This is a genomic window from Rhizobium sp. 01N48, from assembly GCF_056399145.1.
In genome coordinates, this window is sequence record NZ_JBFTQT010000010.1 from 15,691 (window position 1) to 37,948 (window position 22,258).

At 62.4% G+C, this 22,258-nt stretch carries 22 protein-coding genes; 15 read left to right on the plus strand and 7 right to left on the minus strand.

Going from position 1 to position 22,258, the window contains the following annotated elements; all coding sequences use genetic code 11:
* The first annotated feature begins 63 nt into the window (after positions 1 to 63).
* From AC1DOG_RS18535 to AC1DOG_RS18555, 5 genes are all read left to right on the plus strand, one after another.
* Positions 64 to 2,325, plus strand: coding sequence for an Orn/Lys/Arg family decarboxylase (locus AC1DOG_RS18535; RefSeq protein ID WP_477930087.1), 2,262 nt, complete (start codon positions 64 to 66; stop codon positions 2,323 to 2,325).
* Positions 2,322 to 4,685, plus strand: coding sequence for an ornithine decarboxylase (gene speC, locus AC1DOG_RS18540; protein ID WP_477930089.1), 2,364 nt, complete (start codon positions 2,322 to 2,324; stop codon positions 4,683 to 4,685). The genes AC1DOG_RS18535 and speC overlap by 4 nt, the downstream gene beginning before the upstream one ends.
* Before the next feature lie 20 nt (positions 4,686 to 4,705).
* The gene (potE, locus tag AC1DOG_RS18545) at positions 4,706 to 6,067 is read left to right on the plus strand and encodes a putrescine-ornithine antiporter (protein WP_477930091.1); all 1,362 of its coding nucleotides are present in this window, start codon (positions 4,706 to 4,708) and stop codon (positions 6,065 to 6,067) included.
* A gap of 18 nt (positions 6,068 to 6,085) precedes the next feature.
* Positions 6,086 to 7,012, plus strand: a complete 927-nt coding sequence (locus tag AC1DOG_RS18550; RefSeq protein WP_477930093.1) for an amino acid ABC transporter substrate-binding protein — start codon at positions 6,086 to 6,088, stop codon at positions 7,010 to 7,012.
* 120 nt (positions 7,013 to 7,132) lie between these two features.
* Positions 7,133 to 7,384 carry a hypothetical protein gene (locus AC1DOG_RS18555; protein WP_477930095.1) on the plus strand — a complete coding sequence of 84 codons (252 nt, stop codon included), beginning with the start codon at positions 7,133 to 7,135 and terminating at the stop codon, positions 7,382 to 7,384.
* A 27-nt stretch (positions 7,385 to 7,411) separates the two neighbouring features.
* Here the strand turns inward: AC1DOG_RS18555 and AC1DOG_RS18560 are convergent, their stop codons facing one another.
* The 5 genes from AC1DOG_RS18560 to AC1DOG_RS18580 all read right to left on the minus strand — a co-directional run bounded on the left by AC1DOG_RS18560 (position 7,412) and on the right by AC1DOG_RS18580 (position 12,747).
* Complete coding sequence (locus AC1DOG_RS18560; RefSeq protein WP_477930097.1) at positions 7,412 to 8,533, minus strand: AI-2E family transporter; 1,122 nt, start codon at positions 8,531 to 8,533, stop codon at positions 7,412 to 7,414.
* Between the two features lie 38 nt (positions 8,534 to 8,571).
* The gene (gene ppk2 / locus AC1DOG_RS18565; protein ID WP_047514045.1) at positions 8,572 to 9,420 is read right to left on the minus strand and encodes a polyphosphate kinase 2; all 849 of its coding nucleotides are present in this window, start codon (positions 9,418 to 9,420) and stop codon (positions 8,572 to 8,574) included.
* A gap of 18 nt (positions 9,421 to 9,438) precedes the next feature.
* Positions 9,439 to 11,154 carry a SulP family inorganic anion transporter gene (locus AC1DOG_RS18570; protein ID WP_477930099.1) on the minus strand — a complete coding sequence of 572 codons (1,716 nt, stop codon included), beginning with the start codon at positions 11,152 to 11,154 and terminating at the stop codon, positions 9,439 to 9,441.
* Between the two features lie 82 nt (positions 11,155 to 11,236).
* Entirely contained in the window at positions 11,237 to 12,394 is a 1,158-nt protein-coding gene (locus AC1DOG_RS18575) for an HlyD family secretion protein (RefSeq protein WP_047514040.1), read from the minus strand.
* The gene (locus tag AC1DOG_RS18580; protein ID WP_018896912.1) at positions 12,394 to 12,747 is read right to left on the minus strand and encodes a DUF3302 domain-containing protein; all 354 of its coding nucleotides are present in this window, start codon (positions 12,745 to 12,747) and stop codon (positions 12,394 to 12,396) included. The genes AC1DOG_RS18575 and AC1DOG_RS18580 overlap by 1 nt, the downstream gene beginning before the upstream one ends.
* Before the next feature lie 322 nt (positions 12,748 to 13,069).
* On the opposite strand from AC1DOG_RS18580, the gene AC1DOG_RS18585 reads away from it, so the two are divergent.
* The 3 genes from AC1DOG_RS18585 (at position 13,070) to AC1DOG_RS18595 (ending at position 15,838) form a co-directional block, all read left to right on the plus strand.
* Positions 13,070 to 13,360: a hypothetical protein gene (locus tag AC1DOG_RS18585; RefSeq protein ID WP_477930102.1), complete on the plus strand. Its 291-nt coding sequence runs from the start codon at positions 13,070 to 13,072 to the stop codon at positions 13,358 to 13,360.
* A 66-nt stretch (positions 13,361 to 13,426) separates the two neighbouring features.
* Positions 13,427 to 14,869, plus strand: coding sequence for a DUF3300 domain-containing protein (locus tag AC1DOG_RS18590; RefSeq protein WP_477930104.1), 1,443 nt, complete (start codon positions 13,427 to 13,429; stop codon positions 14,867 to 14,869).
* Positions 14,870 to 14,905: 36 nt separating this feature from the next.
* Positions 14,906 to 15,838: a DUF2950 domain-containing protein gene (locus tag AC1DOG_RS18595; RefSeq protein WP_477930106.1), complete on the plus strand. Its 933-nt coding sequence runs from the start codon at positions 14,906 to 14,908 to the stop codon at positions 15,836 to 15,838.
* Between the two features lie 81 nt (positions 15,839 to 15,919).
* Here AC1DOG_RS18595 and AC1DOG_RS18600 read toward each other — a convergent pair whose 3' ends face one another.
* Complete coding sequence (locus AC1DOG_RS18600) at positions 15,920 to 16,354, minus strand: hypothetical protein (protein ID WP_402928721.1); 435 nt, start codon at positions 16,352 to 16,354, stop codon at positions 15,920 to 15,922.
* Between the two features lie 326 nt (positions 16,355 to 16,680).
* On the opposite strand from AC1DOG_RS18600, the gene AC1DOG_RS18605 reads away from it, so the two are divergent.
* The 7 genes from AC1DOG_RS18605 to AC1DOG_RS18635 all read left to right on the plus strand — a co-directional run bounded on the left by AC1DOG_RS18605 (position 16,681) and on the right by AC1DOG_RS18635 (position 21,030).
* Positions 16,681 to 17,109, plus strand: coding sequence for a hypothetical protein (locus AC1DOG_RS18605; RefSeq protein ID WP_113199440.1), 429 nt, complete (start codon positions 16,681 to 16,683; stop codon positions 17,107 to 17,109).
* 4 nt (positions 17,110 to 17,113) lie between these two features.
* Positions 17,114 to 17,692, plus strand: a complete 579-nt coding sequence (locus tag AC1DOG_RS18610) for an OmpA family protein (RefSeq protein WP_477930108.1) — start codon at positions 17,114 to 17,116, stop codon at positions 17,690 to 17,692.
* Positions 17,693 to 17,924: 232 nt separating this feature from the next.
* Positions 17,925 to 18,686: a glycosyltransferase family 2 protein gene (locus tag AC1DOG_RS18615; protein ID WP_477930110.1), complete on the plus strand. Its 762-nt coding sequence runs from the start codon at positions 17,925 to 17,927 to the stop codon at positions 18,684 to 18,686.
* Positions 18,683 to 19,351 carry a PI-PLC domain-containing protein gene (locus AC1DOG_RS18620; RefSeq protein WP_477930112.1) on the plus strand — a complete coding sequence of 223 codons (669 nt, stop codon included), beginning with the start codon at positions 18,683 to 18,685 and terminating at the stop codon, positions 19,349 to 19,351. The genes AC1DOG_RS18615 and AC1DOG_RS18620 overlap by 4 nt, the downstream gene beginning before the upstream one ends.
* A complete protein-coding gene (locus AC1DOG_RS18625; RefSeq protein ID WP_018896997.1) occupies positions 19,348 to 19,974 on the plus strand; it encodes an HAD family hydrolase in 627 nt (208 codons plus the stop codon). The genes AC1DOG_RS18620 and AC1DOG_RS18625 overlap by 4 nt, the downstream gene beginning before the upstream one ends.
* 10 nt (positions 19,975 to 19,984) lie before the next feature.
* Positions 19,985 to 20,707, plus strand: coding sequence for a glycosyltransferase family 2 protein (locus AC1DOG_RS18630; protein WP_018896998.1), 723 nt, complete (start codon positions 19,985 to 19,987; stop codon positions 20,705 to 20,707).
* Complete coding sequence (locus AC1DOG_RS18635) at positions 20,704 to 21,030, plus strand: cupin domain-containing protein (RefSeq protein ID WP_112980746.1); 327 nt, start codon at positions 20,704 to 20,706, stop codon at positions 21,028 to 21,030. Before AC1DOG_RS18630 ends, AC1DOG_RS18635 begins: the two co-directional genes overlap by 4 nt.
* Positions 21,031 to 21,153: 123 nt before the next feature.
* Here the strand turns inward: AC1DOG_RS18635 and AC1DOG_RS18640 are convergent, their stop codons facing one another.
* Positions 21,154 to 21,861 (minus strand): hypothetical protein, encoded by a 708-nt coding sequence (locus AC1DOG_RS18640; RefSeq protein WP_477930116.1) that lies wholly within the window; start codon positions 21,859 to 21,861, stop codon positions 21,154 to 21,156.
* Between the last annotated feature and the right edge of the window lie 397 nt (positions 21,862 to 22,258).

Genomic DNA, 22,258 nt, shown 5'->3' on the forward strand with positions numbered 1-22,258 from the left:
CCAATCTCAGACGCACGCAGCGGCATGACAGCCGCTGTCCAAACTTGGGTTCTGGAGGGGCGCATGGAATTCCACAAGTCATTTCCGATCGCAGTCATCGATGAGGATTTCGACGGCAAGAGTGCTGCCGGCCGCGGGGTGCGCGATCTGGCGGCCGCCATCGAGGCGGAGGGTTTTCGTGTCGTCTCCGGCGTCGCTTACGAGGATGCGCGGCGGCTGGTGCATATCTTCAACACGGAGTCCGCCTGGCTGGTTTCCGTCGACGGGACGGAGGACAAGGCGTCGCGCTGGCAGGTGCTGGAAGAGGTTCTAAGCGCCAAGCGCCGCAAGAACGACCGGCTTCCGATCTTCCTGTTCGGCGATGACACCACGGCCGAAGACGTGCCGGCCAGCGTGCTGCGCCACGCCAACGCCTTCCTGCGGCTCTTTGAGGATTCCGCCGAGTTCATGGCGCGCGCCATCGTGCAGGCGGCGCGCAATTATCTCGACCGACTGCCGCCGCCGATGTTCAAGGCGCTGATGGATTACACGCTGGAGGGGGCGTATTCCTGGCATACGCCAGGCCACGGCGGCGGCGTCGCCTTCCGCAAGAGCCCGGTCGGGCAGCTCTTCTACACCTTCTTCGGCGAGAACACGTTGCGGTCGGATATCTCGGTCTCGGTCGGCAGCGTCGGGTCGCTTCTGGATCATGTCGGGCCGATCGCCGAGGGGGAGCGCAACGCGGCGCGCATCTTCGGCACGGATGAGACGCTGTTCGTCGTCGGCGGCACCTCGACGGCCAACAAGATCATCTGGCACGGCATGGTGGGGCGCGGTGATCTCGTGCTCTGCGACCGCAACTGCCACAAGTCGATCCTGCATTCGCTGATCATGACCGGCGCGACGCCGATCTATCTCATCCCCTCGCGTAACGGGCTCGGCATCATCGGGCCGATCTCCAAGGATCAGTTCACGCCAGAGGCGATTGCAAAGAAGATAGCGGCCAGCCCATTCGCAGGCGAGACGAGCGGCAAGGTCCGGCTGATGGTGATCACCAACTCCACCTATGACGGCCTTTGCTACAATGTCGACGCCATCAAGGTGTCGCTGAAGGATTCCGTCGAGGTGCTGCACTTCGACGAGGCCTGGTACGCCTACGCGAACTTCCACGAGTTCTACGACGGCTTCCACGGCATCTCGTCGACGCAGCCGGCGCGCTCGCAAAATGCCATCACCTTCGCCACGCATTCGACGCACAAGCTTCTCGCCGCCTTCTCGCAGGCGTCGATGATCCATATCCAGCACGCCGAGAACAAGAAGCTCGACGTCACGCGCTTCAACGAAGCCTTCATGATGCACACCTCGACCTCGCCGCAATACGGCATCATCGCGTCCTGCGATGTCGCTGCGGCGATGATGGAGCAGCCGGCCGGCCGCGCGCTGGTGCAGGAGACGATCGACGAGGCGATCAGCTTCCGCCGGGCGATGAACGCGGTGCGCGCCCAGATGGGGCAGAGCTGGTGGTTCGACGTGTGGGAGCCCACGATCGCCGAGGAGACGCCAAGCGATACGCATGCGGAGTGGGTGCTGAAGCCCGGCGACGCCTGGCACGGCTTTGCCGGGCTTGCCGAAAACCATGTGATGGTCGATCCGATCAAGGTCACCATCCTGTCGCCGGGGCTTTCGGCGGATGGGACGATGCAGGAGCACGGGATACCGGCGGCCGTCATCACCAAGTTCCTCTCCTCACGCCGGATCGAGATCGAGAAGACCGGGCTCTACTCCTTCCTCGTGCTGTTCTCGATGGGGATCACGCGCGGCAAGTGGAGCACGCTCGTCACCGAGCTCATCAATTTCAAGGATCTCTACGACAGCAACGCGCCATTGACGCGCGCACTGCCGGCGCTGGCCGCCGCTCATCCGGAGGCTTACGGCAATATGGGCCTGCGCGATCTCTGCGAGCAGATCCACGCCATCTACCGCAAGGACGACGTGCCGAAGGCGCAGCGCGAGATGTATACGGTGCTGCCCGAGATGGCGCTGCGGCCGGCCGATGCCTACGACCATCTCGTCAAGGGACGGATCGAGAGCGTCGAGATCGACAATCTGATGAACCGCATCCTGGCGGTGATGATCGTTCCCTATCCGCCGGGCATCCCGCTGATCATGCCCGGCGAGCGGATCACCGAAACGACGAAGTCCATCCAGGATTACCTGCTTTACGCTCGCGACTTCGACCGCAAGTTCCCGGGCTTCGAGACCGATATTCACGGCCTGCGCTTCGAGGCCGGCAGCAACGGGCGCCGCTACCTCGTCGATTGTGTGGCGGAGGGGGCGGTCCAATGATCCCGCGCGACGTGAAATCCCCGACGGTTGCGATACAGTTCAACAAGATGCTGAAGATCGTCGCCGTCGTCGATCGCGACAACCGCCAAGTGCAGGAGCTGCTGTCGCAGCTCGCCGCCGACAATTTCGAGGTCGAACTCCGCGATGACTACACGGCCGACGTTTCGGAAGACGCGTCGGTGGGCGCCTATATCGGCTCCGTGGAAGGCGGGTTGCTTCCCTATGCGCGCGGCTTTCTCCGCTCGCTGCGCGAGGCGGGTTTCCGCACGCCGGTCTGGGCGATGGCGGATACGCTCAGCATCTCGGACATGGATGTCGTGGAGATGGCGGGCGAGGTGGATGGCTTCGTCTATCTCGGCCAGCAGACGCCGGCCTTCTACGCCAAGCAGATCGTCTCCAGCCTGATCAACTACGGCAAGTCGCTGCTGCCGCCGTTCTTCGGGGGCATGATGGCCTATGACGGCGAGGCCAATATCGCCTTCGATTGCCCTGGCCACCAGGGCGGGCAGTTCTATCGCAAGTCTCCGGCCGGCCAGCTGTTCTTCAAGTATTTCGGCGAAAGCATCTTCCGCAATGATCTGTGCAACGCCGACGTCGATCTTGGCGACCTGCTGATCCATGAAGGCCCCGCCGTCGAGGCGCAGAAGCAGGCGGCGCGGATCTTCGGGGCGGATCGCACCTATTTCATCCTGAACGGGACCAGCACCTCCAACAAGGTGGTGACCAACGCGGTGCTGCGCGCCGGCGATCTCGTGCTGTTCGATCGCAACAATCACAAGTCGCTGCACCAGGGCGCGCTCGTGCAGGCGGGGGCTATCCCGATCTATCTGCCGACGGCGCGCAATTCCTTCGGCATGATCGGCGCCGTCGATTGGGCGGCGTGGGACGAGGGCTGGCTGCGCCAGCAGATCGCGGCCCATCCGCTTCTTGCTGACAAGAGCCGAGCCAATGCCGAGCGGCCCTTCCGGCTCGCCTGCATCCAGCTCGCCACCTATGACGGCACGATCTACAATGTCCGCCAGGTGATGGAGAAGATCGGCCATCTCTGCGACTACGTGCTCTGGGACGAAGCCTGGATCGGCTACAACGCGTTCCATCCGCTGTTCGAGGGCCATAGCCCGATGCGGCTCAAGGACCTCAAGCCCGACATGCCCGGCCTGTTTTCGACGCAGTCGGTGCACAAGCAGGGGGCGGGCTTTTCGCAGGCGTCGCAGATCCACAAGCGCGACGAACATATCAGCGACCAGCGTCGCTTCATCGAGCACAAGCGCTTCAATGAATCGCTGCTGATGCATGTCTCGACATCGCCCTTCTATCCGCTGTTCGCCTCGCTCGACGTCAATGCGAAGGTGCACGAAGGCAAGGCCGGCGAGATGCTCTGGGACCGCTGCATCGGTCTCGGCATCGAGGTGCGCAAGAAGCTGCGCGGCTTCGTCCAGCATTACGAGAGCAAGGCGACAAGCGCCGAGGAGCAATGGTTCTTCGATCCCTTCGTGCCGGACAAGATCTCCGTCACCGGCTCGAAACATACGGGCGATCTTGCGGGCATCCGCTGGGAGGACGTGCCGACCGATGTGTTGAAGCGCGAGCAGCAGTGCTGGCGGTTCGACCCCGAGGCGACGTGGCATGGCTATGCCGGTTACGCGCCCGGCTACACGATGGTCGATCCCAACAAGCTCACGCTGTTGACGCCGGGTATCGACCGGAAGACGGGCGAGTATCGCGAGTTCGGCATCCCGGCGACTGTCGTTGCCAATTATCTGCGCGAGCAGCGCGTCGTGCCGGAGAAGTGCGATCTGAACAGCCTGCTCTTCCTGCTGACGCCGGCCGAAGACGAGAGCAAGCTCAACACGCTGGTCGCCAAGCTGGTGAAGTTCAAGAACCTGTGGGATCGCGACGCGCCGCTGCAGGATGTGTTGCCGACGGTCTTTGCCGCCAATCGCGAGCGCTATCAGGGCTATACGGTGCGGCAGGTCTGCAAGGAGATGCACAACTTCTACCGCTCTGCCGGCGTAAAGGAGCTGCAGCGCCTGTGCTTCCGCTCGGAGAGCTTTCCGGAGCCGGCGATCTCGTCGAAGCAGGCCTATGAGGCGCTGGTCGCCAACAATGTCGACTACGTGCCGCTGTCGGAAGCCGCCGGGCGCATCTCGGCGACGCTGGCGCTGATCTATCCGCCCGGCATCGGCGTGATCGTGCCCGGAGAGCGCTGGGACGAAAGGGCGCGGCCGATGCGCGATTATTTCCTGGCCTTCGAGGAGTCCTTCAACCGCTTCCCGGGCTTCAACTACGAAGTCCAGGGCGTGTTCCAGGAACGGATCGATGGGCGCATCAAGTTCCACACATATGTCGTGCGCGAGTAGGGCGAGGGGAGAGTGCCATCATGACCGATCACACAATGCATGCTGCGGCCGATACCACGGCCAAGAAGAAGATGAACCTGATGCAGCTGACCTTCATCGTTGCCGTCAACATGATGGGGTCTGGCATCATCATGCTGCCGGCGAACATGGCGCAGGTCGGCGCCATCTCGCTGCTCTCCTGGATCGTTACCGCGCTCGGTTCGATGGCGATCGCCTACGGTTTCGCGCAGGCCGGACTGTTCAACCAGCGCCCCGGCGGCATGTCTGCCTATGCAGAGGATGCCTACGGCAAGGATGGCTATTTCCTGGTTTTCTTCCTGTATTTCCTGTCGCTGGCGATCGGCAATGTCGCGATCGGCATCTCGGCGGTGGGCTATCTCGCCGGTTTCTTTCCGATGCTGACCTCGACGCCGGTCATGACCTGTGTCGCGCTGATCGCTCTCCTGTGGATCACCACGGCCGCCAATTTCGGCGGCCCACGCATCACCGGGCGGATCGGGTCGATCACCGTGTGGGGCGTCATCATCCCTGTCGGATTGCTCTCGATCATCGGCTGGTTCTGGTTCAGTTCGAGCACGTTTGGTGCTGCCTGGAACCCGAAGGGGCTGACGCTGGCGCAGGGGATGGGATCCAGCATCTCGCTGACGCTCTGGGCTTTCCTCGGCATGGAGTCCGCGGCGCAGAATTCCGATGCCGTCGAAAATCCGAAGCGTGACGTGCCGCTTGCCTGCATGTTCGGCACGCTCGGCGCCGCCGTCATCTACATCCTGTCGACGACCGTGATCCAGGGCATCGTGCCGAATGCCGATCTCGCGGCCTCGACCGGTCCCTTCGCGCTTGCCTATGCGACCATGTTCAATCCGACGATCGGCTCGATCATCATGGCGCTCGCGGTGCTTGCCTGTGTCGGGTCGCTGCTCGGCTGGCAGTTCACCATCGCGCAGACGGCGCGCACGGCGGCGCAGGAGCGGATGTTCCCGGCGATCTTCTCTCGGGTGAACCAGATGGGCGCGCCGGTCCAGGGCATGATCATCCTCGGCATCGTGCAGACGGGGCTTGCCCTGATGACGATCTCGCCGACGCTCAACGAGCAGTTTTCCGCGCTCGTCAATCTCGCGGTCGTCACCAACGTGCTGCCCTATATCGTGGCGCTTTCGGCTCTCTTCGTGATGATGAAGAAGGCGGGCGTGCCGCCGGCGAAGTACCGGCTGAACTCCATCATCGCCACGCTCGGCATGCTCTACAGCGTGTTCGCGATCTATGCCTCGGGCAAGGACGCGGTGCTTGGCGGCATGCTGGTGACGGGTATCAGCTTTATCATCTACGGCCGGATCGCGCCGCGCTTTGCCAGCGGCCTGAACCGTGTCGCGGCGGCAGAATAGTTCCGGGGAGGATGTGTCATGCAACAGAAGAAGCGCTTGAAGACATTGCTGACCGCGTCGATCCTCGCCGGCGCGGCCGCCTCTACGGCGCTGTCGTCCGCCGAAGCGCAGACGCTCGACCGGATCAAGACGAGCAGTTCGCTGAAGCTCGGTTATGAGCCGGATGCTCGGCCATTCTCGTTCAAGACCGAGCAGGCGGCACCCGGCGGCTACGCGGTCGCGCTGTGCGGCAAGATCGCCGACAGCCTGAAGACGGCGCTGAACCTGCCGCAGCTGAATGTCGAATGGGTGCCGCTGACGGACAAGGGGCGGGAGCCGGCGATAAAGGATGGGACGGTGGATCTCGTCTGCGGGGCCGAGCCGATCACGCTCACTCGTCGCGCCGAGGTGTCTTTCTCGCTGCCGATCTTTCCGAGCGGCACGGGCGTGGTCCTGAGCAAGAGCGCACCGCTGGCGTTGACCGAGGTGCTGGCCTATGGGCAGCCCACCAGCCGGCCGATCTGGCGCGGCTCTCCTGCTCGTACCATCCTCGAGCACAAGACCTTCTCGTCGATCGCGGGCACGACCAGCGAGCGCTGGCTGGCTGACCGGATCAAGACCTTCCAGCTGGCGGCGACATCGGTGCCGGTGGAAAGCTATGCGATCGGTATCGAGCGTGTCGTCGACGGCAGTTCGGCAGCACTCTTCGGCGACATGCCGCTCCTGATGGATGCGGCCGCCCGCAGCGACAATGCCGGCAATCTCGTGGTGCTGAGGCGGCATTTCACCTATGAGCCGCTGGGGCTGGAACTGGCGCGTGGTGACGAAGACTTCCGGCTCGCTGTCGATCGCGCGCTCAGCCAGACTTATGCGTCGGCCGATTTCGTGGACCTCTTCACGACATGGTTCGGCGTGCCCGACGAGGCGATCGTCACCTTCTTCCGGCAGACCGCACTGCCGGAGTAATCCAGTGCCTGCCTGCATCATCATGGCTGTTAGTCGATAAAAAGCGATATTTGTTGCATCGCGGAACAATCCGACACCCTCCAGGATTCGTACAAGGAGTAGCGAATGCGGAGGTAAGCCATGAACCGGGAGCGCGGACGGAGGAGGCTGATGCTCAGACTGCCGGATCTTCGGCATGTGCTGGCAGGCGTGCCCACGGAAGCGCTCGGGGACATGTTCGAGTCCTACGCATTGGCTGCAGACGCGCTCGACCGGTTTCGCAGCGAGCTGCCGCTGAAGGAGAGCCTGATCGCGGAATATTCCGAGCTGTGTCATGAGATTGAGCAGGAGGTTATCCTCTATTGCTCCGGCGGGCTCAGATCTCAGGGGTGAGATCGTTCTGCCATCCTGCGTCCTTGCTCAATCAACGGGCATAGGCGGCTTTGTTTCCGTGATTTCGCGTGGTGGCCAGGCCCAGGCGCGCAGCAGTTCGTAGAACACGCTGAGCACGATCGGCCCGAGAAACAGGCCCAGCAGCCCATAGGATAGCGTGCCGCCGATAACGCCGATCAGGATCACCAGCATCGGCGTCGAGAGACCCTTCGCCATCAGGATCGGCTTCAGGACGTTGTCGACCAGCATGATCGGCACCGCCACGACGGTCAGCGCCAGGGCGACCGATGTCGGCCATGAGAGCCAGCCCCAGATGATCGCCGGTACGAGGACCAGCCCCGGGCCCAGCTGCATCACGCAGAGCATGAAGATGATGAAGGTCAGCGCGCCCCGCGCGGGCAGATCGAAGAAGGCGAAGCACAGGCCGCACATCAGCGTCTGCAGGAAGGCAACGCCGATGACGCCGCGCGAGACATTCCTGACCGTCGTTCCCGCGAGCTTCGCGAAGCCGACGCCTCGGTCTCCGGCGATACGGCTTGCCAGAACCTGGATGGTTTCGGCGAGCCGCGTCGACTGCGTGAGGAAGAAGCCGGAGAGGATGACGGAGGCGACGAAGCTCAGCACGCCGCCGCTGATCGAGGCGAGCTTGGCGACCACGATGCCCATCACATGCAGGATCGGCTTTTGATACTCGATGATGTTGGAGGCGAGATCGCCCGCCACCTTGTTCCAGCCGGCATAGAGGCGTTCGCCGATGACGGGCCATGCGCGAATGCTTTCGGGTGCTGCCGGCAGCGCGAAGCTCTCCGCCTGGAGCTTGCCGACCAGCCCTTCCACCGCGTCGGCGAAGTTGACCGCCACAAGCGCCACGGGCGCGATGATCAGCACGAGGCAGGCGACGACGATGACCGTCGCGGCAATCACCGGCCGGTTGCCGATCAGGCGCGAGAGCGCGTTGAACATCGGGTAGAGCGCGACGGCAAGGATGGCCGACCAGACGACGATCAGCGCGAAGGGCGCGATGAGAAGCACCGTCCAATAGGCGAAAAGGCCGATGATCCCAAGGCGGACAAGGTCGCTGACCCTTGCCTCGATCGAGATCTGTCCGGCGTCCTTCGCCGCCATGCCCACGTCGTTCGTCTGGTCCATCGTCATAACCCGCGCCGCGAGCCCCCTTGCGCGTCTGGTTACTGCGTCGTGTCGGGCACGACGTGGCGGACACTGCCGTCCTCGATGAAGTCCGATGGCCGCTTCTGGCGCTTGCCGAGATCGGGCTCCTCGAACTTGATGCGCTCGTAGGGGATGGACTGCAGAATGTGCGAGATGCAGTTGATCCGCGCGCGCTTCTTGTCGTCCGAGGGCACGATCCACCACGGGGCGTGGTTGCTGTCGGTCATCCGGAGCATCTCGTCATAGGCGCGGGTATAGTCCCACCAGCGCTGGTAGGACTCGACATCCATCGGGCTGAGCTTCCACTGCCGGACGGGATCGTCGATGCGGCGCCGGAAGCGGCGCTCCTGCTCCTCCTCGCTGACGGTCAGGAAGTATTTGAGCAGCGTCACGCCACTTTCGACGATCGCCGCCTCGAAGCGCGGCGCGAGCTCGAGGAAGCGCTGCACCTTCTTCTCGCTGCAGAACCCCATGACGCGATCGACGCCGGCGCGGTTGTACCAGCTGCGGTCGAAGATCACGACTTCGCCGGCCGCCGGCAGGTAGTTGATGTAGCGCTGCATGTAGATTTGCGATTTCTCGCGTTCGGTGGGGGCGGGCAGCGCGATGACGCGGAAGACGCGCGGGCTAACCTTCTCGGTGATCCGCTTGATCATGCCGCCCTTGCCGGCGGCATCGCGGCCTTCGAAGACGATGACCACCCGGGCGCCCGATTTCTTGACCCACGCCTGGAGATGCGCCAGCTCCACCTGCAGGCGGGCGATCTGCTTGTCGTAATCCCACGCCTTCTTTTTCTTCTTGTCCTTGCCGTTGGATTTTGCCGATGGCTCCGGGTCGTGGCCCTTGGTTTCCAGTATCTCGTCCATGGTTCTCCCTCCGTGCTCTCAAACCGTGCTGTCTGCCGACCTCGCGTCCGGCTGGTCGTAATTTCCGATCAGCGCGCGCAGCGCTTCTTCCCTGCCGTTGAAGATGTTGTCCGGGCCGATCGTCCTGATGACGCCGGCGCGGCTCAGAATGCCGCGGCTCTCCTCGCTGAGATCGGCGATGGCGAAGGTGATGCTTCGCTTGGCGAGGATCTCGGCCACGGCCTCGAGCGCGGTGGCGCCCGTGCTGTCGATATGGGTGATCGCGCTGGCATCGAGGACGAGGCAGCGGGTCTCGGCGGGCAGATTGCGCGCCACCGAGGTCAGGCGGTTTCTGATGTAATCGGCGTTGTAGAAGAGAATGCTGCCCTGGACGGCGAAGACGGCGGCGCCGTCGACAGGGCGCGCGTCGGGGTGGCGGGCAAGGTCGAAGAAGCCGTGTCGGCCTTCGATGCGGCCGAGCAGGCCGTCGCGCGGAAACATCGTCTGGCGCAGCAGATAGACCAGCGTGGCGGCGACCGCGACGATGACGCCGTTGAGCACGCCGAAGCTGATGGCGCCCCACATGGCGATCAGCGCGAAGATGAACTCCATGCGGCTGATGCGCCAGATCTTGCGTAGTTCGTGGACGTCGATGAGGCTGATCGCCGCCATGGCGAGGATCGCGGCCAGCGCCGGAATGGGAAGGATGCGCAGCGCGCTGTGCAGGAAGACGAGGGCCGCGATCAGCGTTGCCGCCGAGACGAGGCCGGCCGCCTGCGAGACGCCGCCGGTCGACAGGTTGATTGCCGTGCGGGAATCCGAAACGCTGATCGGAAACGAGCCGAACAGCCCCGGCGCGATGTTGGCCGCGCCGAGGCCTATCAGCTCCTGGTTCGCATCGACCTCTTCGCCGGTGCGCGAGCCGAAGCTGCGGGCCGCCACGATGCCCGCGCCGAAGCTCACCAGAAAGATCGCGGCGGAGCCGAGTATGATCTTGTCGAGTGGCATCTGGTGGAGCGCGGGCAGCGAGAAGCTTGGCAGGCCGCTCGGTATGTCGCCGACGACGGCGATGCCGCGCCCCTGAAAATCGAAGATGGCCGAAAGTACCACCGAGAGGACGACGACCAGCACCGGGCCAGGGATCTTCAATTGGAAGGCCCGGACGAGCCACAGCAGCGCGAACATCGCAAGGCCGAGAACCAGCGAGGGCCAATGGATCAAGCCGCTCTTGCCGGCGATCTCGACCAGCGGCGGGATGAGCCCGTCGGATTCGATCCTCACGCCGGTGAAGCGACCGATCTGGCCGACGAGGATCGACAGAGACACGCCGGCGAAGAAGCCGACGAGAATGGGGCGCGAGAGGAAGCTTGCGAGAACGCCGAGGCGCAGCAGCTTGGCGGCGATGCAGCAGATGCCGACGCCGAGCGCGAGTGCCGCCGCGATGGCGACCCGATCGACCGGCGTGCCGGCGGGGTAGGCGGCGACGATCGTTCCCATGGCCGCCGCGAGCACCGTCATGGTAGCCGCATCGGGGCCGACGACGAGGAGCCGCGAGGGGCCGAAGATCGCATAGGCGATCGGCGCGACGATGCTGGCATAGATGCCCGTCTCCGGCGGTAGGCCGGCAATGGCGGGATAGGCGATGGCGCTCGGCAGGCCGACGGCCGCGATCGACAACCCGGCCGGGATATCGCTCTTCAGCCAATCCCTGCTGAAACCGCTCAAGCCTCGCAACATCGGAAGACTGCCTATCACCGCGGGCTCCTTATCACTTCGTCATCGGCATTCCCATGTTCGTGCCGGCCCCACCCATAAGAGCGGGACCGGCCTTCTCCCCTCAGTGTTCCAGGAAGACGTAGTTCATCCAGCTGCTCATTCTGAGCAGCACCTTTCTCAAGACCGCGACGTGGTGCCAGTGATGGGTGTAGACGGCGACCTCGGCGACGACACCGCCGGGTAGCTGGTAGCCCTCGGTGCTCTCGAGGAGCTCGATGCTGGCGATCGTCTGGCCGGGCGCGGCGCGTTCGGGCGATTGCGGGTCGATCAGCGCGCCTGATGGTTGCAGCTGGCCTTGCGCCATCACGTCGATGATCCCCTGCACGCGGGCCTTGAAGATTTTGCCGGGGACGGCCTTGAAGGCCACCTCGGCATCGTCGCCGACGTTGACGCGCTGCAGCGAGTTCTGGATGAAGGCGGCGCCCAGCATCTGGTCCTGGCTGTCGATGAAGACCATGACCGGGCGCAGCGGCAGCGGGTTCGCCATCATGCCAGGGCGGAGGAAGACCTGGGTGACGTAGCCGTCGCTGGGGGCGCGGACCGTCGTCTGATCGAGCTCGTATTCAGCGTTGGCAAGCTCGGCCTGCAGGCGGGCGACGGTGGGGTTCGTGCCGTTGATTTCCGATTCATAAGCCAGTTTTGCCTGCGTGGCCTGGGCGCGGGCGGTATCGACCGCGGCCTCGGCCGTCAGGTAGAGGCCCCTGCGGTTTTCGACTTCGAGTTCGGAGTAGACGGCGCCACGACCGCTCGACTTGGCGTTTTCGTTGGAGGCCTGGAATTTCTCGAAGGCCTGCAGCGAACGATCCCTGGAGGCTTCGGCGCCGGTGACGGCCGCGTTGGCGGCGTCGAGTGCTGCTTTCAATTGCAGCACCGTCTGCTTGGCCTCGGCGAGCGCCGCCGTCTTCTGGTCGACCGTGAATTGATAGGGGCGGGGATCGATGCGGAAGAGGACGTCGCCCTTCTTGAGCGGCGCATTGGGCGTGACCGGCACCTCGATCACCTGGCCGCCGACCGTCGGGATGACGGGCGCCGAAGTGAAGTAGATGCGGGCGTCGCTGGTGTAGGGATGATTGTAGCTCATCAAAAGCAGCAGCGTCCCGATCAGGAAGATGCCGCCGAGCACCGATGTCGCCAGCGTCCACTGGTTCACCGGGATGCGGAAGATCTTGAAGATCGCGTAGCAGAGCGCCGCGTAGGTCAGTATGAGAAGCAGGTCCATCAGGCGTTCTCCCTCTCCGATGTCTGGCCTTCCGACTGGCCTTCGAGTTCCGCGATGCGCGCATGCAGGCGTGCGATTTCAGCGTTGGCCTCCTGCGCCGGCGACAGTTTCCCATCGCTGCGAATGCCCCAGCCGCGGTCCTCGCGGTAGATCGTTGCCCAGATGAACAGGAACGGCCAGATGGCGTGGAGGGTGAACAGGCTCACCCATCCCGCAACATGGATCGCATCCTGATGCGGATGGTTTCTGGCCTTTGCCATCAGGTGCGGGATGTCGTGGATCGCGATCACCGCGTAGAACAGCGTGATCACGACGAAGAACAGAACGCCCAGTGCGAAATAGTCGAGGAACACGGTTTTTGCCTTTCGACAACGAATGGTCGACCTCAGCGGGTGCGGGGAATACGCAAAAACAATAGACCTGCGTGGGCGGCGATGCCCGTAGCATCACGTAACATCTATCGGATCGAGGACGGGCGAAGGGCTTTTCGCTGCCATGCGAGACATCGCCGATCGTCGACCTTGGCGCGCGAATTGACGTGGTCCGCGTCCATCAATCGTCAACCGCACGGATCGCGGATGCCGCGTATCTTCGCGTATCTTACGTCTGCGCCCGCGCTCAACCACCCTATAATCAGCTGGTCTTCCTGGGGGGAGATCGGCGGTGGGGTGTGCGATGAGCTGGAGAGAAAGCAATGTACCGCGACTGTCCGCTCTCGCCGTCGCCGAGGTCCATTTCCCTGAGAAGGCCAAGAGGGTCCGGCACCTCTACCAAGTGAGCGAAACGTTCCGCAGCATGTGCGAGGACCTCGCGGTGATACTGGAGACGCTGACCCACCTCGACGATCTTCCGCGCACGGAGCGGGAGGCGCGTCGGCAGGAATACAAGGAACTGGAGAAGGCGCTTCTTACCGAAATCAGCGAGGCGCTGTCGCAATCGAACGTCGTATCGCTCAAGCGCTCCTGAGTGCTCGGACATGGAGCGCGCCAAGAGCAGCATTCATCGCCATTTGCACGGAAAGGTCGACGCGTCATGAAATCAAGATCGTTCAGACTAACCGCTGGCCTGACAACTGGTTTGACGGCGCTGGCGCTCATCTCCATGCAGGAGCCATCCTTCGTGTTCGCGCAAACGGCGGCTCCCGCTGCCGCGCCGGCGCCTGCCGCGCCTGCTGCCGCGACCGACCTCTTGTCCGAGGATGAGCTGGAGGTACTAGTCGCCCGCATCGCGCTCTATCCGGACGAGCTGGTCGCCGCGATTTCGGCGGCGTCGCTTTTCCCGCTGCAGATCATCGAGGCGCAGCGCTTCCTGGACTCCAAGAAAAAGAACGCCGATCTCAAGCCCAAGGACGATTGGGACGGCAGCGTCATCTCGCTGCTCAACTACCCCGACATCGTAAAGATGATGAGCGACGATCTCGACTGGACGCAAAAGCTCGGCGATGCGCTGACCAACCAGCAGAAGGATGTGCTCGTTGCCATCCAGCAGCTGCGCGACGAGGCGGTGGCGAAGAACATCATCAAGACGGACGACAAGGTAACCGTCGTCACCGAAAACAACAACGTGGTGATCCGCCCGACCGATCCTCAGAAGGTCTATATCCCGCAATACGAGCCGCAGATGCTCTACGAGCCCGGCTACGCGGCCGAGCCGATCTCCTATTATCCAAGTTCCTACGACAACTATTATTATCCGGGCGCCGCGTTCTTCGCGGGTGCTGTCACCGGCGTCGCCTGGGCGGCGATCGTCAACTGGGACGATTGGGGTGTCTGGGGCGGCCGGTGGAACGGCGACGTCGATATCGATTGCAACAATTGCTTCAACGACCGGAATTTCAACGGCAAGGTCAAGTGGAATGATGTCGACTGGACGAAGGTCGACCGCAGCAAGCTCAGCATCGACAAGAGCCAGTTCGCCAACCTGGATCGCACGGCGATCAAGTCCGGCCTTGAGGGCGACAAGCGCAACCAGCTGAAGAACCAGGTCGGCGATCGCCGGGCGGATATCGGGGCAGGCGGACGCAACGCGGCGGCCCGCGCCGACGATATCCGCAAGGGAACCGTCAACGGCTTGAAGGCCAACGGCAAGCCGGGCATTGCCAACAGACCGGCGGACCGGCCGAATGCCGGGAACCGTCCCGCGAATGCATCGCGGCCGGATGCGCGTCCCGGCAATGCCGGCGCCAATCGTCCGTCGAAGGGCAATGTGAAGAAGAATTCCGGCGCACCGAAGATGGCGGCGAGGCCGGACAACCGCTCACGGCCCAATGCGCTCGGCAACCCGCAATCATCCGGCCGGCGCGAAGCGATCGCGTCCCAGCGTGGCGGCCAGAGCATGGGCGGCGGCCATCGCGGCGCGCCGCGGGCGCAGAGCCGCCCGGCGCCGAGGTCTTATGCCGGTGGAGCCGGACGTGGCGGTGGCGGTCATTCGCGTCCGCCGCCACGGCGCGGCGGTGGCGGCGGCGGAAGACGATAGGATCTGACCGGGTTTCCAGAGCCAATGGAGGCAACCATGGCATTGCGACTGAAGTTGATGCGTTTGCTGGTTGGTGTGGTCCTGCCCTTGACGTTCGCAAGTTCGTCCATGGCGCAGACTGGCCTGTCGGCGTACATCGGCAAGGCGCCGCAACCGTCCTTCGACACGCCTGACATGGCGCTCGACAAGCTGAAGGCGGTGCTTGCGGCGAACGATCTGAACGGGCTTGCGGAACTGCTCGGGCTGAAGGCCGACAAGCTCAAGGACAACAACGCGGCCATGGTCAGCTATGCGCTGATCCGCGAGGGCGCGTCGCGGCTGATGAAGCTTGAGGATCTCGATGGGCGCAAGGTCGTCGCCATCGGCGACAGGCTCTGGCCGCTGCCGTTTCCACTGACAAAGGGCGCCGACGACAAGTGGACGTTCGACACGCGCACCGGACTGGAGGAGATCGTCAACCGCCGTATCGGCGAGAACGAGCTCGCGACGATCGAGACCATCCATAATTTCGTGATTGCCCAGCACATCTATGCCTCGGAAGATCGGACTGGTTCTGGCATCTACGAGTATGCGCAGAAGCTGATCAGCTCGCCCGGCAAGCGGGACGGTCTGTACTGGCAGGCGGCCCCCGGCGACGAAGATAGCCCGGCCGGTCCGCTGATCGAGACCGCCGCCTTCGGCAAGGCCAAGCGCGGCGAAGGCTATTTCGGATATCGCTACCGGATACTGACCGGGCAGGGCGACAACGTGCTTGGCGGCAAGCAGAGCTACATCGTCAACGGTCACATGACGGCGGGCTTCGCGGTGATCGCCTGGCCGGTCAAGTACAGGGAGACAGGTGTGCAGACATTCATCGCCAATGGCATGAGCGTGATCTACCAGCGCGACCTCGGGCCGGAGACGGAGAAGAAGGCGGCGGCGATCAAGACCTTCAATCCCGATAACAACTGGTCGGTCGTGTCCGAATAGGCTCAAACGCATCGGGTGGCGGTTGTCCGAAACAACCGCCACCCGTGAAATCGATGCGCTCCTGCTGCCCCTCCCGGGGCTCTATTTGACCGGGGGTTCCCAGGTCAGGAACAGGCCGACATCGCCGGGCATGCCACCTGGGAAGTCGATGATCATGGCCTTCAGGCCATAGCCTTGGGGCTTCGCCAGCTGTTCGAACAGGTCGAGAAGCTCTTTCGCCTTCCCCTGAAGCGTCTTCTGCCATCCTGGAAGGCTGTTGTTGATGGCGCGGCCGCCGTCGTCGCAGAAGCTCGAGGGGAAGCTGTAGATCATCGCTTCGTACTTGCCATCCGCCGCGGCCTTCATGACGAGGCGCTTGATCATCGCGCGTTCCTTCTCGTCGATATGCTTGCGGAAGAAGTCCTCGACGAACTCGGCATGCTTTTCAGCTTCTCGCGCCTTGATCTTCTCGTCGCGCTCCATTTCGGCGATCTGGAGTTCAAGGGCGCGTTTGCGCAGTTCTTCGGCGCTGGCCATGGAATGGGGTGCGGATGTCTGCGTCGATGTCATCTCTACGTCCTCCAAGTTCATCCTCAGGGGATGATAGGGCGGATGGAGAAGCGAAGGCAGTATGATACGCGGGGGTGGCTGTAAGATACGGTATGTTACGGCTGCGGCCTGGAATGGCTCGGAAAAGGCTTCAAATGCTGGCCGTCGAGATCGATCCGGGCCTCCTTACGATCACGTGACGGCTTCAATTGCGGCCCGCCGGGGCCGATGTGCGTTACGGTAATATACGCTCCATTCGCGCGACATCATGCCATCGTCCCGCCCGTCGATGTGACCAGTCAGGGACGGATAGGATGAAAAGATCAAGACGAGGGATTCTGATAACGGCCGTTGCGTGTGTCTCCATGGGCCTTGCCTGGGGAGCGTCCGCGCAGACCTTGAGCTACGCGGATGCGGTGACGAAGCTCGCGAGCGATTGCGGCACCGACATCCAGAAACTGTGCAAGGGACTGAACCTCGGCAGCGGCCGCATCGCCGACTGCCTGCAGCAAAACGCGGCCAAGGTTTCGCCGAGCTGCAAGGCTTCGCTCGGCACCGTCTTCCAATCGATCACGACGCGCGAACAGGCACAGACGGCCTATGAGCGCGTCTGCCAGCGCGACATGTCGAAGAGCTGCAACGGCATCAAGGGCGATGGCTTCGTGCTTGCCTGCCTGATCAAGAAACAGCCGCGCGTCAGCGACGAATGCAATCAGACGATCACCAATGCCGGATGGAGATGAGACGATGAAGCGGGTTCTTTCGAAAGCAGTCATTGTCGCGGCGGCGATCCTCGTTCCTGCCCTGGCATCCGCGCAGGAAGTGTCGCAGGAGCGCATCGTCAAGGGGCTCGGCAAGCTGACCTCCGCTGCGCCAGCCATCGATCTCGAAATCCTGCGGCAGGAGGCGATCAGCGGCGGCAGCAAGCAGATGTCGGAGCTGCCGAACTGGAAGCGTATCGCCAAGCTGCCGCAGATGGTGGTCGAGATCAATTTCGAGAATGATTCCGTTGCGATCCAGCCGAGTTCCTACCGCACGCTTGGCCTGCTTGCCGACGCGCTGCACCACCCGAACCTCTGGGACTATAAGTTCCTGGTGGTCGGGCACTCGAGCTCGACGGGCGACGAGAAACACAATCTCGATCTCAGCGAGCAGAGGGCGGCCGCCATCAAGGAGGCCCTGTCCACGACCTTCGCGGTCGATCCGCAGCGGCTCTATGCGGTCGGCGTCGGCGAATACATGCCGATCCCGGGCACGGATACAACGGGATCGAACAACCGGCGGGTACAGCTGATCAATCTCGGCGTCTTCACGAAGAAATCCTGAGATCGTCTTCAAGCAAGCCGGAAGCTCGTGAAATATTTCCCGCATGCGTCTGGCAGACACTGAATAAAAATACATGAAACGACCCGCGCGGAGTGATCCGCGCGGGTCGTTTCATTTCGGGCAAGTTTCTTTGCTCAGCCGGGCATCCGGCCCATCTGGGACAGCGTGACGCCAGCTTCGACCGCTATGGGTCGCCTCACGGTGTAAGCTGATACAATTCGGGATATACGCAATGTTGAACATCGTCGTACCAATGGCAGGGCATGGAAGCCGCTTCGCCAAGGCCGGCTATACTCTCCCCAAGCCACTTCTGCCTGTGCACGGCGTGCCGATGATCCGGCTGGTGATCGAAAATCTTCGCCCGTCCATCGAGCATCGCTTCATCTTCATCTGCCAGGCCGCGCATGTCAGGGGGCATGGGCTGGGCGAGAACCTGCGCGCCTGGGCGCCGGGCTGCGAGATCTTTCTCGTCGAGCAGGTGACCGAAGGTGCTGCCTGCACGGTGCTGCTTGCCCGCGACGAGATCGACAACGATCAGCCGATGATGATCGCCAATTGCGACCAGTATATCGACGTCGATATCGACGATTATCTTCGGGCCATGGACGATCTCGACGGGATGATCATGACCATGACGGCGGATGACCCGAAGTGGAGCTTCGTTTCCTTCGGCGCCGATGGCTATATCGACAACGTCGTCGAGAAGCAGGTGATTTCCGAACACGCGACCGTCGGGATCTACAATTTCCGCAAGGGCTCGGACTTCGTTTCCTATGCGGACCGGATGATCGAGCGCGACTTCCGCGTCAATGGCGAGTTCTACGTGGCGCCGGTCTATAATTTCATGATCGAGGACGGCTCGAAGATCGGCGCCTATTCGATCGGCTCGGTGGATGCGGGGATGTACGGTCTCGGCGTTCCGGAGGACCTCACCCATTTCCAGAGCCTGCCCTTGTCCGTCGATGTGACGCGTTCGCTGGGTGCCTCCCTATGATCGAGGTTCTGAGCCATCGCGGCTACTGGAAGACGCCTGAGGAGAAGAACTCGGTCGAGGCCTTCGTTCGTTCCTTCTCGCTCGGCTTCGGCACGGAGACCGATGTGCGCGACAGCCAGGCGGACGGCGCGCCTTCGATCGTCATCTCGCACGACATTCCGCGCGGGGGAGAGATCTCCTTTGCCGAACTGCTCAGGATCGCCAAGCAACACGGCTCGCCGCTGCTGGCGCTGAACATCAAGGCCGATGGCCTGCAAGACATGCTGGCGGAGGTTCTGTCGAGCGAAGGCTACAGCAACTATTTCCTGTTCGATGCATCGGTTCCCGATCTCATCCAGGGCGTGAAGCGCAAGATGGTCTCCTTCACGCGTCTCAGCGAGTATGAGCGCGAGGCCTCGCTTTACGACGACCCTGGCGTGACCGGCGTGTGGATCGACAACTTCCTGCCGGGGCGCTGGTATGACGCGGCGCTGATCGAGCGCATTCTCGCCGACGGCAAGTCGGCCACGCTGGTGGCGCCGGATCTTCACGGTCGCCACGACGAATATGAACCATTTCTCCAGTGGCTGGTGTCTTCGGGGCTCAACGAGCGGGACGGGCTTTCCGTCTGCACCGACTTTCCGGAGCGCGCGCAACTGATTTTGACAGGCCGGGACGCAGCATGACCACGCTTAAGGCGATTATCTTCGACATGGACGGCGTGCTGATCGACGCACGCGAATGGCACTATGAGGCGCTCAACCGGGCGCTCGAGCTCTTCGGATACACCATTCCGCTGCACGAGCACTTGACGATCTTCGACGGCCTGCCGACACGGCGCAAGCTCGAGATCCTGACGACGACGCGCGGGCTTCCCGAGGCGCTGCACGGCTTCATCAACGAGATGAAGCAGCTCTACACGACCGAGATGATCCATACCAAGTGCAAGCCGACCTTCAAGCAGGAATACGCGCTGGCGCGGCTGCGGGAGGACGGATACCGGCTCGCCGTGGCGTCGAACTCGATCAAGAGCACGGTGTCGCTGATGATGTCGAGGGCAGCACTCGACGGTTACCTCGAGTTCCAGCTCAGCAATGAAGACGTCAAGCACGGCAAGCCGAGCCCGGAAATCTATGTGAAGGCGATCACCATGATGGGCCTGACGCCCGAGGAATGCCTGATCGTCGAGGACAACGAAAACGGTATCAAGGCGGCCAAGGGTTCCGGCGCGCATGTCATGGTGGTGAACGATATCGCGGATGTGAACTATCCTGCGATCACCGAGACCATTCGAAAAATCCACGGTTGATGAGCTTGCGATGAATATTCTGATCCTGATAGCCGGCGAGCCTCGCATCCAGGCGATGGAAGCCTATCCGACCGCGCTGGTGGAAATCAACGGCGTACCCCTGGTGCAGCGGCAGCTGGCCGAATGCGCCAAGATCCCCGGCCACCGCATTATCGTGGCGATGCAGAAGAAGGATCTGGCGCGCTACCACCTCGACGAGGTCGTGCGCCTGCTATCGCCGGAGGCCGCGGTGGTCTCGGTCGAGGACGGCACGGAGGGAGCCGCCTGCACGGCGCTGCTCGCCGCCGGTTATATCGACAACGACCAGCCGCTGCTGATCCTCAACGGCGACGAATTCCTGACGGTTCCCTTCGACGGCGTGATCCAGAACTTCGTGGAGCGCGAGCTCGACGGCGGCACGATGACCTTCAAGTCGGTGCATCCGCGCTACTCCTTCGTCCGGCTCGACGAGCAGAACATGGTGGTCGAGGCGGCCGAGAAGCATCCGATCAGCGACAACGCGACGGCCGGCTTCTACTATTTCCGGCAGGGACGGGACTTCGTGCGCGCGGCGAAGAACGCGATCCGCAAGGACGCCCGGCACAACAACATGTTCTATGTCTGCCCCGTCTATAACGAGATGGTGCTCGAGGGGAAGAAGATCGGGATCTTCCCGATCAACGCCAAGGACTTCCATCCCATCAAGTCGGATCGCCAGCTGATCGAGCTGTCCGTGACCGAAGGTGACAAATGAGCGATAAGCCACTCACCCTCAACGACATGATCGGCGGCTGGTTCATCGGTGATTTCGACCCAACCGTCGTCAAGACGGATGCGTTCGAGGTCGGCGTGAAGCATTACGTGGCCGGCGACAAGGATGCGGCGCACTACCACAAGATCGCCCGCGAGATCACGCTCGTCGTCTCCGGGACGGTGCGGATGATCGACCAGGTGTGGGAAGCGGGAAGCATCATCGATATCGAGCCCGGCAAGGTCAACCAGTTCGAGGCGCTGACCGATGCGACGGTGACGGTCGTGAAGATCCCGAGCGCCAAGAACGACAAGTATCTCGTCTGATCTACCTGGAGGAGGGAGTTCGCGGATGGTTTCGCGGGCGCTATACTTTCAAGGCAGTCCTATAAAGCAGAACGCCCGCATCGATGATCTCGATGCGGGCGTTCTTGTTTGACTGCTTGCTTGTTATTCCGCGCGGATTTCGTGCAGAACCATTCCGGTGCTGCCGGCCATGCTGGTCAGCCGCGGACGGTTGAAGACCGTATAGAGCGGATTGACGCATTCCGGGTTGGCGAACAGCGTGTTGGTGTCGAAGTAACCGTCCTCGATGAACTTCAGATTGTCGTGCATCGTGCGGAGGTAATAGTACATCATGTGCAGGTGGCCGCGGCCGGCCAGCTGGTTCATGATCAGCGCGTTATGGAAGGCTGGAATGGCGGCCTTGCCGATCACGTGGATTGCATCGCCGACGCGGCGGTGATCGCGCCAATAGTCGCGATACTCTCTCCAGGTGAAGTGGATGCTGTTGATGTCGATCTTCAGGTTCCAGGCGTCGAACGGCTTCTTGAAAGCCAGATCGAAGCGGACGACGACAAGCGCGTCGTATTCGGTCTTCTCGAAGACGTGCTTCAGCGCTTCCTTGTAGGTCTCGGCCTGCGAGCTGCCGTTGGGGTCGAGCAGGATCAGTTCGCATGGCGCGAATTTTTCCTGCAGCTCGGCAAGCGCCGGGCTTTCATATGTCGCCAGATAGACGATCGCATCCGGGTTCCTGGCGCGGATAGGCGCGATCACGTTCTCAAGCAAGGACGTGGCGTTGTCCCGCCCGTCCATCGGCAGGCCGAAACGATCCTTTTCAAGAAAGTTATGGCCTCTAATCAATATAGACAGTCGCATTCTGGTCGTCCCTATCACCCATATAGCTCCATGAACGCTATTTTACTTGTGCCGGGCTTGCCGCGGGGGTGAGCCCGTGTGCGCTGCAGCATTCTTACCGCTCGCCCGGGTCCGATTGGCGGGAATGGCCCAAAGATGGTCGGAAATTGTTGACGGCGGGCGGGGCTATGCTGCTGGAGCAATGCGCCGACATTTATTATCCGACGCTTCGAATCATCATGTAACTTGCTGCTTTATGATGATTTTGCGTTATTTCTATAATATTTCTAATAGCTCATCTTGCCATTAATGAAGCAAAACATGTTTGGGGAGGGTTTTTTCTCCTTCCTGTTCTATCATTTTGATGGGATGCGGTAAGTCCTGTTTGGTGTGGGCGATCATTGTTGCAATCGCCAGT

What these genes read in the sequence shown, in the direction of transcription:
- AC1DOG_RS18535 (WP_477930087.1), top strand. Translation starts at nt 64, where the DNA reads ATGGAATTCCACAAGTCATTTCCGATCGCAGTCATCGATGAGGATTTC.
- speC (WP_477930089.1), top strand. Translation starts at nt 2,322, where the DNA reads ATGATCCCGCGCGACGTGAAATCCCCGACGGTTGCGATACAGTTCAAC.
- potE (WP_477930091.1), top strand. Translation starts at nt 4,706, where the DNA reads ATGACCGATCACACAATGCATGCTGCGGCCGATACCACGGCCAAGAAG.
- AC1DOG_RS18550 (WP_477930093.1), top strand. Translation starts at nt 6,086, where the DNA reads ATGCAACAGAAGAAGCGCTTGAAGACATTGCTGACCGCGTCGATCCTC.
- AC1DOG_RS18555 (WP_477930095.1), top strand. Translation starts at nt 7,133, where the DNA reads ATGAACCGGGAGCGCGGACGGAGGAGGCTGATGCTCAGACTGCCGGAT.
- AC1DOG_RS18560 (WP_477930097.1), bottom strand. Translation starts at nt 8,533, where the DNA reads ATGGACCAGACGAACGACGTGGGCATGGCGGCGAAGGACGCCGGACAG.
- ppk2 (WP_047514045.1), bottom strand. Translation starts at nt 9,420, where the DNA reads ATGGACGAGATACTGGAAACCAAGGGCCACGACCCGGAGCCATCGGCA.
- AC1DOG_RS18575 (WP_047514040.1), bottom strand. Translation starts at nt 12,394, where the DNA reads ATGGACCTGCTTCTCATACTGACCTACGCGGCGCTCTGCTACGCGATC.
- AC1DOG_RS18585 (WP_477930102.1), top strand. Translation starts at nt 13,070, where the DNA reads ATGAGCTGGAGAGAAAGCAATGTACCGCGACTGTCCGCTCTCGCCGTC.
- AC1DOG_RS18590 (WP_477930104.1), top strand. Translation starts at nt 13,427, where the DNA reads ATGAAATCAAGATCGTTCAGACTAACCGCTGGCCTGACAACTGGTTTG.
- AC1DOG_RS18595 (WP_477930106.1), top strand. Translation starts at nt 14,906, where the DNA reads ATGGCATTGCGACTGAAGTTGATGCGTTTGCTGGTTGGTGTGGTCCTG.
- AC1DOG_RS18600 (WP_402928721.1), bottom strand. Translation starts at nt 16,354, where the DNA reads ATGGCCAGCGCCGAAGAACTGCGCAAACGCGCCCTTGAACTCCAGATC.
- AC1DOG_RS18605 (WP_113199440.1), top strand. Translation starts at nt 16,681, where the DNA reads ATGAAAAGATCAAGACGAGGGATTCTGATAACGGCCGTTGCGTGTGTC.
- AC1DOG_RS18610 (WP_477930108.1), top strand. Translation starts at nt 17,114, where the DNA reads ATGAAGCGGGTTCTTTCGAAAGCAGTCATTGTCGCGGCGGCGATCCTC.
- AC1DOG_RS18615 (WP_477930110.1), top strand. Translation starts at nt 17,925, where the DNA reads ATGTTGAACATCGTCGTACCAATGGCAGGGCATGGAAGCCGCTTCGCC.
- AC1DOG_RS18620 (WP_477930112.1), top strand. Translation starts at nt 18,683, where the DNA reads ATGATCGAGGTTCTGAGCCATCGCGGCTACTGGAAGACGCCTGAGGAG.
- AC1DOG_RS18625 (WP_018896997.1), top strand. Translation starts at nt 19,348, where the DNA reads ATGACCACGCTTAAGGCGATTATCTTCGACATGGACGGCGTGCTGATC.
- AC1DOG_RS18630 (WP_018896998.1), top strand. Translation starts at nt 19,985, where the DNA reads ATGAATATTCTGATCCTGATAGCCGGCGAGCCTCGCATCCAGGCGATG.
- AC1DOG_RS18635 (WP_112980746.1), top strand. Translation starts at nt 20,704, where the DNA reads ATGAGCGATAAGCCACTCACCCTCAACGACATGATCGGCGGCTGGTTC.
- AC1DOG_RS18640 (WP_477930116.1), bottom strand. Translation starts at nt 21,861, where the DNA reads ATGCGACTGTCTATATTGATTAGAGGCCATAACTTTCTTGAAAAGGAT.